General features: G+C 74.2%; 12 protein-coding genes, 2 tRNA genes and 1 pseudogene. 10 read left to right on the top strand and 5 right to left on the bottom strand.

Features of this window, described 5'->3' with window-relative positions:
- Nucleotides 1-161 precede the first annotated feature (161 nt).
- From ACIP98_RS38970 to ACIP98_RS38980, 3 genes are all read left to right on the top strand, one after another.
- Nucleotides 162-1,220 (top strand): chorismate-binding protein, encoded by a 1,059-nt coding sequence (locus tag ACIP98_RS38970; protein ID WP_401981152.1) that lies wholly within the window; start codon nucleotides 162-164, stop codon nucleotides 1,218-1,220.
- A gap of 67 nt (nucleotides 1,221-1,287) precedes the next feature.
- The gene (locus tag ACIP98_RS38975) at nucleotides 1,288-2,052 is read left to right on the top strand and encodes an aminodeoxychorismate lyase (protein ID WP_319665490.1); all 765 of its coding nucleotides are present in this window, start codon (nucleotides 1,288-1,290) and stop codon (nucleotides 2,050-2,052) included.
- A gap of 31 nt (nucleotides 2,053-2,083) precedes the next feature.
- Nucleotides 2,084-2,923 (top strand): GNAT family N-acetyltransferase, encoded by an 840-nt coding sequence (locus ACIP98_RS38980; protein WP_319665440.1) that lies wholly within the window; start codon nucleotides 2,084-2,086, stop codon nucleotides 2,921-2,923.
- A 28-nt stretch (nucleotides 2,924-2,951) separates the two neighbouring features.
- On the opposite strand, the gene ACIP98_RS38985 is transcribed toward ACIP98_RS38980, so the two are convergent.
- Nucleotides 2,952-3,458, bottom strand: coding sequence for a DsbA family protein (locus tag ACIP98_RS38985; protein WP_319665439.1), 507 nt, complete (start codon nucleotides 3,456-3,458; stop codon nucleotides 2,952-2,954).
- Between the two features lie 126 nt (nucleotides 3,459-3,584).
- Between ACIP98_RS38985 and ACIP98_RS38990 the strand changes: the two genes are divergently transcribed.
- A complete protein-coding gene (locus ACIP98_RS38990) occupies nucleotides 3,585-4,055 on the top strand; it encodes a hypothetical protein (RefSeq protein ID WP_401981154.1) in 471 nt (156 codons plus the stop codon).
- A gap of 155 nt (nucleotides 4,056-4,210) precedes the next feature.
- Nucleotides 4,211-4,339 (top strand): hypothetical protein, encoded by a 129-nt coding sequence (locus ACIP98_RS38995; RefSeq protein ID WP_319665437.1) that lies wholly within the window; start codon nucleotides 4,211-4,213, stop codon nucleotides 4,337-4,339.
- Here ACIP98_RS38995 and ACIP98_RS39000 read toward each other — a convergent pair.
- Nucleotides 4,318-4,902 carry a CGNR zinc finger domain-containing protein gene (locus ACIP98_RS39000; RefSeq protein ID WP_319665436.1) on the bottom strand — a complete coding sequence of 195 codons (585 nt, stop codon included), beginning with the start codon at nucleotides 4,900-4,902 and terminating at the stop codon, nucleotides 4,318-4,320. The genes ACIP98_RS38995 and ACIP98_RS39000 overlap by 22 nt on opposite strands.
- A gap of 157 nt (nucleotides 4,903-5,059) precedes the next feature.
- On the bottom strand, nucleotides 5,060-5,473 hold the full coding sequence (locus ACIP98_RS39005) for an SsgA family sporulation/cell division regulator (protein WP_003959770.1): 414 nt from the start codon (nucleotides 5,471-5,473) through the stop codon (nucleotides 5,060-5,062).
- A 190-nt stretch (nucleotides 5,474-5,663) separates the two neighbouring features.
- On the opposite strand from ACIP98_RS39005, the gene ACIP98_RS39010 reads away from it, so the two are divergent.
- Nucleotides 5,664-6,143 carry a TIGR02611 family protein gene (locus ACIP98_RS39010; protein WP_319665435.1) on the top strand — a complete coding sequence of 160 codons (480 nt, stop codon included), beginning with the start codon at nucleotides 5,664-5,666 and terminating at the stop codon, nucleotides 6,141-6,143.
- 61 nt (nucleotides 6,144-6,204) lie between these two features.
- Nucleotides 6,205-6,276, top strand: a tRNA-Val gene (locus ACIP98_RS39015).
- A gap of 562 nt (nucleotides 6,277-6,838) precedes the next feature.
- Here the strand turns inward: ACIP98_RS39015 and ACIP98_RS39020 are convergent.
- Nucleotides 6,839-9,199 (bottom strand): SCO7613 C-terminal domain-containing membrane protein, encoded by a 2,361-nt coding sequence (locus tag ACIP98_RS39020; RefSeq protein WP_401981157.1) that lies wholly within the window; start codon nucleotides 9,197-9,199, stop codon nucleotides 6,839-6,841.
- Nucleotides 9,200-9,280: 81 nt separating this feature from the next.
- On the opposite strand from ACIP98_RS39020, the gene ACIP98_RS39025 reads away from it, so the two are divergent.
- Together ACIP98_RS39025 and ACIP98_RS39030 are read left to right on the top strand one after the other, a co-directional pair.
- Entirely contained in the window at nucleotides 9,281-9,757 is a 477-nt protein-coding gene (locus ACIP98_RS39025; RefSeq protein ID WP_319664403.1) for an SRPBCC family protein, read from the top strand.
- Nucleotides 9,758-9,796: 39 nt separating this feature from the next.
- Nucleotides 9,797-9,868: transfer RNA gene (locus ACIP98_RS39030), tRNA-Val, on the top strand.
- A 67-nt stretch (nucleotides 9,869-9,935) separates the two neighbouring features.
- Here the strand turns inward: ACIP98_RS39030 and ACIP98_RS39035 are convergent.
- Nucleotides 9,936-10,679, bottom strand: a complete 744-nt coding sequence (locus tag ACIP98_RS39035) for an exonuclease domain-containing protein (RefSeq protein ID WP_401981159.1) — start codon at nucleotides 10,677-10,679, stop codon at nucleotides 9,936-9,938.
- Between the two features lie 167 nt (nucleotides 10,680-10,846).
- On the opposite strand from ACIP98_RS39035, the pseudogene ACIP98_RS39040 reads away from it, so the two are divergent.
- Nucleotides 10,847-11,029: pseudogene (locus tag ACIP98_RS39040) on the top strand (DUF4365 domain-containing protein); the annotation flags it as partial.
- Nucleotides 11,030-11,122: the final 93 nt, after the last annotated feature.

The following is an 11,122-nucleotide window of genomic DNA, read 5'->3' on the forward strand; positions in this document are numbered from 1 at the left end:
GGGGCGCTTCCGCGTCCCGGCGACGAGTTGAACTCTAGCGGAAGACCGCCCCGCCTCCAAAACGCGTTTCCGCAGCGTGCCGGGTCGGTGACCAGCGCATCTGGCCCGCCGATGCCGACTTACACTCGCATTCACCCCTACGGACCGACCTGGGAAGCCCCGTGCCCGACCTCGCCCCCCTCGCCAGAATCGGCGGCTTTCTCGCCTCCGACCTGCGGGATGTCACCAGCGACCCCGCCGCGCTGGACTCGTCCGGCTTCTGGGCGGTCGTCGCCGGCTTCGAGGGCGGGACGGTCTGCGCGCGCTTCGGCACGGTCGTCCCCGATCCCGGTCCCGCTCCCCGGCGCGCCGCCGGCGACTGGCGCGGCCCGGCCACCGACGCCTGGACGTCCTCCCTGGACCGCGCGGCCTACACCGCCGGAGTGCGCCGCGTGCGCGAGTACATCGCGGCCGGCGAGGTCTACCAGGCCAACCTGTGCCGCGTGCTGTCGGCGCCGCTGCCCGACCCGGGCGCCGACATCGACGCCCTCGGCGCCGCCCTGGCGCACGGCAACCCGGCCCCGTACGCGGGCACCGTCCGGCTGCCCGGGCACGGCATAGAGGTCGCCACCGCGTCCCCGGAACTGTTCCTGCGCCGCAGCGGCGGCGTGATCGAGTCCGGCCCCATCAAGGGCACCGGCCGCACCGAGGCCGATCTGCTGCCCAAGGACCACGCCGAGAACGTCATGATCGTCGACCTGGTCCGCAACGACCTCGGCCGGGTCTGCGCCACCGGCTCGGTCACCGTCCCCGACCTGTGCGTCGTGGAGAAGCACCCCGGACTGGTCCATCTGGTCTCCACCGTCCGCGGCGAGCTGCGCAAGGATGCCGGCTGGGCCGACCTGCTGGCCGCCGCCTTCCCGCCCGGCTCCGTCACCGGTGCCCCCAAGTCCAGCGCCCTGCGGATCATCGAGGAGCTGGAGACGGCCCCCCGCGGCCCCTACTGCGGCGGCATCGGCTGGGTCGACGCCGACCGCCGCACCGGCGAGCTCGCGGTCGGCATCCGCACCTTCTGGATCGACCGCGCCGCTCCCGGAGCGCCGCTGCTGCGCTTCGGCACCGGCGCCGGCATCACCTGGGGCTCGGACCCCGAGCGGGAGTGGGAGGAGACCGAGCTCAAGGCGTCCCGGCTGCTGGCGGTAGCGTCGGGTACGTACGACTGCGACGACGAGGCGGAGTGACACGGTGAGCACGACGATCTGGGTCAACGGCGCGCTGCGCGAGGCCGACGAAGCCCTGGTGTCCGTGATGGACCACGGACTGACCGTGGGCGACGGCGTCTTCGAGACGCTCAAGGCCTCGCACGGCACGGCCTTCGCCATGGACCGGCACCTGCGGCGCCTGGCTCGCTCCGCGGAGGGCCTGGGCCTTGCCGAGCCCGACCTCGACGCGGTGCGGCACGCCTGTGAGGCGGTCCTGGCCGCGAACCCGGTGCCGCTCGGCCGGCTGCGGGTGACGTACACCGGCGGCACCTCCCCGCTCGGCTCCGAGCGGGGGACCACCGGCCCGACCCTCGTGGTCGCGCTCGGCTCCGCGAACCCGCGCCCGGACAGCACCGCCGTCATCACGGTGCCCTGGACCCGCAACGAGAAGGGCGCGCTGGCCGGGCTGAAGACCACGTCCTACGGCGAGAACGTCGTCGCCCTCGCGCGGGCCCACCACGCCGGCGCCTCGGAGGCGCTGTTCGCCAACACGCAGGGGGCGCTCTGCGAGGGCACCGGCTCCAACGTCTTCGTCGTCGTGGGCGGCACACTCCTCACCCCGCCGCTCGCCTCCGGCTGCCTGGCCGGGATCACCCGTGAACTCGTGGCCGACTGGGCCGGCGCCGAGGAAGCGGACCTGCCCCTGGACGTGCTCGACGAGGCCGACGAGATCTTCCTGACCTCCACCCTGCGCGACGTCCAGGCCGTCCACCGCACCGACGCCCGCGAACTGCCCGGCACACCGGGCCCGGTGACCGCCAAGGCGATGCGCGTCTTCGCCGAGCGCGCGGCGGAGAACGCCAACCCGTGACGTACGGGCGTCGACCTAGTAGAACCCCACCATGACCACCACGCTGCGACCCGCGGAGCCCGAACAGACGTGGCGCGGCGGCGTCCGCGCCCGCCGCTACGCCATCTGCGTCAACGGTCGCCCCGTGGGGGAGACCACGCTGTGCACCGACGCCCGGTTCGGCCCCGGGACCGGTCGCATCGCCGCCCTGCGGATCGATCACGACCAGCAGCGCAGGGGCCGCGGCACGGTCGCCGCCCTCGCGGCCGAGGAGGTGCTGCGGGACTGGGGCTGCCGCCGGATCGAGGTCAGCGTCCGGTCCGGCGAGACGGCCGCGTTCCGCCTCGCCAGGACGCTCGGCTACACGGAGCGGAACCGCAACATGCTCAAGGCGCTCCCGGACGCGCCGCCCGCCCTGCCGGAGGGCAGCGAGCCGCGGGCGATGACCGAGGCGGAGTTCCCCGCGTGGCTGGCCCGGATGCAGGACGAGTACGTGCGCAGCTGGACCCTGCGCGGCGTCCCCGAGGCCCAGGCCCGCGCCAAGGCCGAGGCCGACCATCGGTCGGCGCTGCCCGGGGGGCTCGCGACCCCCGGCACCGTCCTGCGGGTCCTGCGGGCCGGCGGCGAGGACGTCGGCGACCTGTGGGTGGGCCGCCGCGCCACGGACGACGGCGAGCCCTCCGGCTACGTCTACAACGTCCAGGTCGAGGCCGCCCACCGCGGCCGGGGCCACGGCCGCACCCTGATGCTCGTCGCCGAACGCGCCTGCGTCGCCGACGGGCTGCACTGGCTCGGCCTCAACGTCTTCGCCGGCAACGATCCCGCGCTGCGGCTCTACGAGTCGCTGGGCTACCGCACGACACAGGTCCACTTCGCCAAACCGCTGCTCTGAGCGGCGCGGCGCCGTGGCATCGGCGTTCCTACCGCCCGAGCAGCCGGTCGGCGACCGCCTCGACGCGCTCGCGCAGCCCTTCCTGGCTCTTGCCGCCGTCGAAGCGCTCCCCGTCGATGACGTACGTGGGGGTCCCCGTCACGCCGATCGCCTTGCCCTCCGCGTGGTCCGCGTCGACGATCAGCAGATGGCGCCCGTCGATCAGCGCCGTGTCGAACTCCTCCGCGTCCAGTCCCAGCTCCGCCGCGATGTCCACGAGCAGCGGCTCCCCCCGGCTGCCGAGCTCCTCCGTGCGGGCGAGGACGGCTTCCGCGTACTCCCATCCCCGGCCCTGAGCGAAGGCCTCCTCGGCGGCCTGCGCGGCGGCGTAGGAGTGCTTGTGCTTCTCCAGGGGGAAGTGCCGGAGCTGGATCTCCAGGGCGTCGCCGTACGTGTCCCGCAGCGTGCGGAGGTCGGTCAGCGCTGTCGCGCAGTCGGGGCACTGGAGTTCGCACCAGAACTCGAGGACGGCGGTGCCGGGGGTCGCTTCGTTCATGGGGTCAGTCTCCCACCGGGGGAGGAGGCGTCCCGGAGATCACCCTGACCTTGGCGCCGGAGCATGGCCCGGCAGGGCGGGACAGGTGCACGATGGACCCAGGAGTCGCCTTCGGAGGAGCTGCGCATGCTGACCTCGACCGTGTGTGTGGCGCTGTCCGCGGCGGGCCTCGCCATCGCCGTGCTCACCGCGTACCGCCGCAGGTTCGCGCGGGCGGTGCGGATCGCCGCCGTGGCGTTGCTGCCCGTGGGGTTCTGGATGACGGGCCTGGCGACCCTGGGCGGCAAGGTGGTCGCCGCCGTGGGGGACTGGACGGCCGGCCTGGTCTTCAAGCCCTCGGTGTGGGCGGGATTCGCCGTCCTGGCGCTGGCCGTCGTGCTCTACGCGGCGGGCCGGATCGCCGGACGCCGCGGGCGCGCACCGGAGCGCCGCCGGACGCCCGCGGCGGTGCCCGGGGCGAGCGCTCCGGCACTCGGCGCGGCGCGTCGGCCGGAGGTGCGGCCGGAGTCCAAGAAGGCCAAGGAGAAGATCAGAACCGATCCCGACCTGGCCGAATTCGGTGAGATCGAGGAGATCCTCAAGCGCCGGGGCATCTGAGCGGCGTGTTGGTCGCCGGGGTCGGCGCGGCTACGCCATCATCACGGTGGCAGCGAACCTCAACTACCGTCCCCGGGGCGTCAGTTGGCGTGCCCTGGGGCGTACGGTTGTGCGAGTTCGTGCCCCTGCCGAACGTCCCACGACCTTGTAAGGCCATGGAACTCGAAAACGACGAGCCCCGCGGTTGCCTCTTCGCGCTCTCCCAGCCGCCGCTGATGCTGTTCCTGACCGTCATCGGCGGCCTGCTCGGCCTCGGCGGGCTCTACGACCTCTGGCCGTTCTGAGCCGGTACCGCCACCGCCTCGCGGCGCCGCGCCCGGTAGGCCGCCACGTGCAGCCGGTTGCCGCAGGTGCGGCTGTCGCAGTAGCGGCGGGAACGGTTGCGCGACAGGTCCACGAAGGCACGGCGGCAGTCGGGCGCGTCGCAGTGGCGCAGCCGCTCGCGCTCGCCGGCGACCAGGAGGAACGCCAGGGCCATGCCGCAGTCCGCCGCCAGGTGGTTCGCCAGCGACGCCCCGGGGGCGAAGTAGTGCACGTGCCAGTCGTAGCCGTCGTGGTCCGTCAGGCGCGGAGTGGTGCCCGCCTCCGCCACCAGCGCGTTGACCAGGGCGGCCGCCGCGGGTGTGCTCGGGGCGGCGAACGCCTGCGCGAAACGGCCGCGTATCCTCCGCACGGCCAGCAGGTCCTGCTCGTCGAGCGTGTTCACGTCGCTGATCTGATTGCGTTCCACGAAGGCCTGCAGGGCCGTGAGATCGGGGAGACCCTCCCGGCCGTCGCTCTCCGGCGTGGTGTTGATCAGGTCCACCACGCAGTCGAGCGCGCACCTGGTGTCATGGTTGATCAGCACGGAATCGCTCTCTCCCTGGCCTTGTGGGGCGGGCGTTCCGGTGACTGTAGCGCGAGAGCCGCCGTCGTGGAGCGGCACGGCTCCGCGGCGGCGGCTTCGGCGGGTCAGGTCCGCGCCGTACCCCCGAGATGCGTACGGCAGCGGACGGTCGGCGGACTCAGCTCTCGGCGAGGATGTGCGAGAGCTCGGTGTCCAGATCGAAGTGTCGATGCTCGGTACCGGGCGGCACCGCGGCGTCGGTCCGCTTGAGGAACGACTCCAGGGCGCGTGCCGGGGCTTCCAGCAGCGCCTCCCCCTCGGGAGAGCTGAGGGCGATGCACACGACGCCCTGACCGTGACTGCGGGACGGCCAGACCCGGACGTCGCCGGTACCGGTGGGCCGGTGCAGGCCTTCGGCGAGCAGGTCGCGGGCGAAGACCCATTCGACCGTCTCCTCGGCACCGGTGTGGAAAGTGGCGTGCACGGCGTAGGGATCGGCCGTGTCGTACCGCAAGCCCGCGGGCACGGGCAGTGACGATTCGCTCGACACAACGAGGCGCAGGTGCAGCTCGCAGCTGACCGTGGTGTTCATAAGCGCCAGGGCCTTTCGCTCAGTGTGCGCTCGGGGATTCGCACGTCGGCGAAATCGACATGCCACCTGCGGGGACGTTGTAAACCCCTCTGACGGGTTTGTGAGGGTTCCGGTACCTCGTCCGGCCGAGTTCTTTTCCTCCCCGGCGAGCCATTCCGGTGAGGAGGCGGGGTCGGGTAGGTTTGAGAACATGACTGCGGAGAGTGACGAGCGGACGGCGGCCGTGGCCACGGATCCCGCCGCCGGCGACAACGACGGCACGGCGGGCGACGCGCCTGGACCGGGCGGTCCGGAACGCCCGCTGGGCTCCCGGGCGCCGCTCTTCATCCGGCGGTCCCGCGCGCTCCACGTGAGCTGGCAGGTGGGCGTCTTCGTCCTCGGCCTCGCCATCGTCGGCGGCGGCATCGTCCTGCTCCCGCTGCCCGGTCCCGGCTGGGTGATCATCTTCGCCGGTATGGCCGTATGGGCGACCGAGTTCGTCTGGGCCCAGCTCGTGCTGCGCTGGACCAAGCGCAAGGTCACCGAGGCCACGCAGAAGGCGCTGGACCCGGCTGTGCGGCGTCGCAATCTCATTCTCACCGCCATCGGTCTGGTGATCGTCGGCGCCCTGCTCGGCTACTACCTGTGGCGCTTCGGCTTCGTCATGCCGTGGAGGGCGGGCATGGGCTGAGCGGGCGGCCGGGGGTGCGTCGGGGGCACGGGCTGACATGCGGTAATGTTGTTCCCGCGACGGGCGATTAGCTCAGCGGGAGAGCACTTCGTTCACACCGAAGGGGTCACTGGTTCGATCCCAGTATCGCCCACCGTCACCGAGGCCCGCAGGCGTCCCGCCTGCGGGCCTCGGCTTTTTCCCCGCCCGCCCGCCCGCCCGTGTGCCCCAGGAAGTCTGGGCGCCCCGGCGCGCGTTTCGTGGGGGCCGGGTGCGGGGCCTCCGGGGCTGGCCATTCTGGACAGCACATTTAGGTGCCTCAGGCACCCTCAACTGATCACCCCGGGTCATGCACCCAAATATGCTCCACAGTCCAGAACGCCCACCCCTACGACCCCGCCCCCTCCGTAGTTGCGAGCGCCTGATCCCCGGAGGGTGGTGGAGACGGCACCGTGCTCGGGCCACCGTTGGCGCAGCGCCGTCCAAGGGCGCAGCCGTCACCGCCGACAGCCCCCCACCGGCCGTCAGACGCCCAGCCGACCCGGGAGGGGGGTGTGGCGGGGTGCCCCCGCTGGGGGCGTACCCCGGCGCGGCACCGACCCCCACACGAACAGAGCGCAGGCGGTCACTTACCGCGCCGGGTTGGGGGCACCCCCGGCCGAAGGCTGCGGGAGGGCGGGAAAAAACCTACCCGCACAGCCGGCGCAGCGGGGGGCTCAGTGGAGGCGGAGGAGGCGGCGGCGCAGCTGCCGCACTTCCCGAAGCCGGCGCTCGTACGTCGCGCCCAGCGCGATCAGCAGCACCCCCGCCACCGCAAGCGGAACCCAGCGCGGCACCGCCCCCAGCGCCTGCGCGATGAAGGGCGCGAGCTCGTGAACCGCGTCGAGGGCGAGTACGGCTCCGCCGAGAAGCAGGGGGGCGGCGAGCCGCCGTGCCGCGCCGAGGAGCGTGACGGCCAGGGCGGCGGCGCCGAGCAGGAGGGGCCGGGGCCACGCCGGGTCGCCCCAGGCGGTGACGAGCGAGGGCAGGAGCGTGACCGCGAGGGCGGGGCCGTAGGCGAGCCAGGAGGAGACCGTGGCGTCGCGGCGCCGCGCGAGGAGGCCGAGGGCGATCGCGACCGCGCTGACCGGCGCGGTGTAGGCCTCGGGGGTCGTGACGCCGGACGCCGCGAGGCGCACCCAGAGCGCCGCGACGCACAGCGCGGTCGCGACGTGGTGGAGGCGGCGGCGGTCGGCCCGGAGCGCGGCGACCGCCGCGACGGCCGCCCCGGCGCAGGCGAGAGCCAGGGCGAGGGCCGCGGGCTCACCGGCCGTGAGGCAGACCGCCAGGGCGGCGGCCGCGTACCCGGGGTACTCGAAGGCGCGTGCGGTCCGGGTCAGGGCGAGTGCCTGGGCGGCCGCGGCGACGCCCAGGACGACGAAGGCGGCGTCGTGCCGCGGCCAGCCCGCGACGAGCGGCCCGTCCCACGCGAGGCCCGCCGCGCAGGCGACCGCGCAGGCGGCGCTGACCGCCCGTGTGCGGGCCGCGGCGGCGAAGAGGGCGCCGTACGCCACGAACAGCAGCGCGAGCACGGTGAGCGTCATCGGGCCGTCCTCGTGCACCCACCCGATGGTGGTCAGCGCCAGGACGCCCGCCGTGGCGAGCGCGGCCGGCGCGAGGGCGACGGCCGACAGTGCCAGGAGGGCCGCGACGACGGCGACGCGGGCCAGGGGCAGGTCGATCGCGCCGAGGGCGGCCGCGGCCGCCACGAGTGCGCCGGAGGCCGCGGTGCGGGAGTGCAGGCGGCGGGCGGTCGCCGCGAGCGTCGCGGCGGTGAGCCCGGCGACCGCGGCCGCCGCGGCCGGCCCGTGGAAGTCGTCGGGCGTGAGGAGGGCGACCGTCAGCGGTGGCAGTGCCCACAGCACGGTCAGCGCGCCGGCGGCCGCCGCCCCGGAGGCGAGGCCGACGGCCGTCACGGCCCGCCGCGGGGGCAGGGCCGCCGCTGCGGCCAGGGCCGCCATCGCGCACAGCAGGTACCCCACAGCGGTCCAGTCGGCGGTCACCAGGACGCGCACCACCCCGCCGGCCGCCGCGACCGCGGACACCGCGGCGACCCCGGCGAGGATGCCGGCGACGGGCGGGGCAGGCGCGCGCCGCAGGGCGGCCGTGCCCGCGATCGCCGCCGCGCCGAGCAGCAGACCGCTCGCCCGCAGGGCCGCCCCGGTGCCGGTCGCGGCGCCGGACAGGACGCCCGCGGTCAGCAGTCCGCACAGGCCGAGCGCGGTGCCGCACACAGTGGCGGTCAGGCGGGGGCCGGGGCGCGCGGCGCGCAGCGCGGCCACCGTGTCGAGTGCGGAAGTCGCGAGCAGCGCCGCCGCCGTCGCGTAGCCGGACCGCGCGGCCGACGCCCAGAGGAGCAGGGGAAGTTGGGCCAGCACGAACGCCAGGGGCCCGGGCAGCACGAGGCGCGGCAGCAGCCGGGCGCAAGCGGCCCAGGCGGCGCTCACGACGGCCAGGGCGACCGCCGCGTAGCGCAGGCCGTCCGGTTCGGGGAAGGCCACCCGCCGCAGGGCGTAGGCGTCGAGGAGCAGCAGCACCAGGGCGAGGCATGCCACGACCTCCGCCGTCGCCACCAGCGAGCGCCGCAGGAGCAGTACGGGGACGCCCGCGGCGGCCAGCGTGAGGACACCCAGGACCGCGGAGCGGCCGGCGATGCCGAGGTGGCCCCAGCTGATGACGGTGAAGGCGACCGCGGCGACCGCCAGGAGCAGCCCGCCCAGCGCCAGCAGCAGGTTCTGCACCGTCCGAGGCGAGGCGTCGGACGCCGCAATCGGCTTGCCCCACACGGGAGTCGGCGGGGCCGGGAAGGCGGGCCGCAGGTGGGCGAGGAGCTGCGCGCGCCGCATGAGCAGCCGGCCGCGTTCGGCGTCAAGGCGCCGGATCGCGCGGTCGGTGTCGCGCAGTTCGTCGGCGGCCGGCCCCACCAGCGTCGTCCCGCACCGCGGGCAGGCCGGCGTCGGCGCCATCGGCGGGACGGGTGCGGGCAGGTACCAGCCGCAGCCGGGACAGCGATCGGTGTGCGGGCGGGTCGGGTCCATGCGTCGGAGTGTGGCGCCGGGCCCGGCCCGGCGTCATGCGCGCGGCTACTCAGATGCGCGCTGAGTACGCACACTGGCTCCATGGACTGGAGCCGCTACCGCTTCCGCACGCTGTGGGAGCTGCCCGCGCCGCCCGAGGCGGTCTACGGTCTGCTGGAGCGGCCGGATCAGTACCCGTCGTGGTGGCCGCAGATCCGCGAGGTGCGGCAGACGGGCGAGACCGTGGGCATGCTGCGCTTCCGCTCGGTCCTGCCGTACGACCTGATGGTGACCGCGCGGCAGACCCGGCGCGACCCGGCGGCGCGGGTCCTGGAGGCGGCGATGAGCGGCGACCTGGAGGGCTGGGTGCGCTGGACGGTCGGCGCGGGCGGGACGGGCGGCGGCACGCGCCTGCTGTTCGAGGAGGACGTGATCGTCAACAAGCCGCTGATGCGCCGGCTCGCCGTGCTGTGCCGTCCGCTGTTCCGGGCCAACCACGCGCTGATGATGCGGCGGGGCAGGCGCGGTCTCGCGGCCCGGCTGGACCGCGACGCGGCGGACGGCGGCCAAGTGGTTTGAACGCAGTGCCCCGGGCCCTGTATGGTTCAGGACGTTCCCGGGCGATTAGCTCAGCGGGAGAGCACTTCGTTCACACCGAAGGGGTCACTGGTTCGATCCCAGTATCGCCCACGCACCACGGAAGGCCGGTCCTCGAGGACCGGCCTTCCGCCGTTGCGCGTGCCGCGGTCCTGACGCCCTACGCCGCGGGCTCCTCCGACGCGGTGACCGGGGCGGAGGGGCGCAGTGGCCAGGCCGGGTCGACCCGCTCGTCCGTGCCGCTGCGGGCGAACCAGGCCTGCAGCCCCCGTGCCTGACCGGCGTGCCACAGGGCCTGACGGGCGTGCAGTTCGGCCGGCGGCATCGTGCCTATGCGCTCGGCGAAGCGCCGTCCCAGTTCGCGCACGAGGGCCAGCGCGGCGAGCGCGTCCGCGCAGGCGTCGTGCGCGTCGGTCAGAGCCACTCCGTAGTGCGCGCACAGATCGGTGAGCGTGCGGCGGCCCTTGCGGTAGCGGTCGACGTACTTGTCCAGCACCCGAGGATCGAGCACCCGCAGCGGCCCGCGCACCAGGTAGCCGTCCAGGGCGGTGCCGCGGTGCCTGCGCAACTCGCGGTCCAGCAGGGTGAGATCGAAGGGCGCGTTCATCACCACCAGGGGCACGCCCAGGGCGGCCTGGTCGGCGAGTGCCCGGGCCATCTCCTCCATGACCGGGCCCGGCCGGCGGCCGTTGGCCCGCAAGTAGGCGTCGTCCAGGCCGTGCACCGCTCGGGCGCCGTCCGGGACCGGGACGCCGGGGTCGATCAGCCAGCCGGTCGTGCGCGGCGGCGCGTGCGGCGTGTCCTGCACCACCAGCGCGGCGGAGACCACACGGTCCCGCTCGACGTCCACGCCGGTGGTCTCGGTGTCGAAGGCGGCCAATGGGCCGTCGTACCAGTGCGGCATGGCGCACCCCCCGTACAAAGGTGACGAATTGACGGATCGCTCACTGTGATGAGTACCCGTGACCGGATGTCACCGAACCCGGCTCGTTTGTGACTTGACGTCGATGGGGATGGACAGGGTACGGGGAATCACCAGGAGTCCCGCGGCCCGGAGAGGCACGGAGAGCGATGGCGCTCGAGCAGCCCATACCGGGCGGGCTGCTGCCGGAGCGGGTCGCACCGCTGCGGGGCGGGCTCGCCACCACCACCAGCATGGAAACCCTGCAGGTGGGCTATCTGCACGCGGTCGCCGCGGCCGCGGGTTGTTCGCTCGCCCAGCCCTTTCCGGACAACGGGATCGACTGGCACATAAGACCGACCGGCAATAGGTGGCCGCTGTGCGTCTGGGAGATGGTCTGGATGCGGCACGGGCACGGGCCTGCGTGATCATGGAGTTCTCTACGC

It is taken from the genome of Streptomyces sp. NPDC088354 (genome assembly GCF_044753585.1).
Lineage (GTDB): Bacteria > Actinomycetota > Actinomycetes > Streptomycetales > Streptomycetaceae > Actinacidiphila.

Bases quoted from the DNA above. Each gene is read 5' to 3' on its own strand.
- ACIP98_RS38995 (WP_319665437.1), top strand. From the start codon at position 4,211: ATGGAACTCGAAAACGACGAGCCCCGCGGTTGCCTCTTCGCGCTCTCC.
- ACIP98_RS38985 (WP_319665439.1), bottom strand. From the start codon at position 3,458: ATGAACGAAGCGACCCCCGGCACCGCCGTCCTCGAGTTCTGGTGCGAA.
- ACIP98_RS38990 (WP_401981154.1), top strand. From the start codon at position 3,585: ATGCTGACCTCGACCGTGTGTGTGGCGCTGTCCGCGGCGGGCCTCGCC.
- ACIP98_RS39010 (WP_319665435.1), top strand. From the start codon at position 5,664: ATGACTGCGGAGAGTGACGAGCGGACGGCGGCCGTGGCCACGGATCCC.
- ACIP98_RS39035 (WP_401981159.1), bottom strand. From the start codon at position 10,679: ATGCCGCACTGGTACGACGGCCCATTGGCCGCCTTCGACACCGAGACC.
- ACIP98_RS38975 (WP_319665490.1), top strand. From the start codon at position 1,288: ATGGACCACGGACTGACCGTGGGCGACGGCGTCTTCGAGACGCTCAAG.
- ACIP98_RS38980 (WP_319665440.1), top strand. From the start codon at position 2,084: ATGACCACCACGCTGCGACCCGCGGAGCCCGAACAGACGTGGCGCGGC.
- ACIP98_RS39025 (WP_319664403.1), top strand. From the start codon at position 9,281: ATGGACTGGAGCCGCTACCGCTTCCGCACGCTGTGGGAGCTGCCCGCG.
- ACIP98_RS39020 (WP_401981157.1), bottom strand. From the start codon at position 9,199: ATGGACCCGACCCGCCCGCACACCGATCGCTGTCCCGGCTGCGGCTGG.
- ACIP98_RS39005 (WP_003959770.1), bottom strand. From the start codon at position 5,473: ATGAACACCACGGTCAGCTGCGAGCTGCACCTGCGCCTCGTTGTGTCG.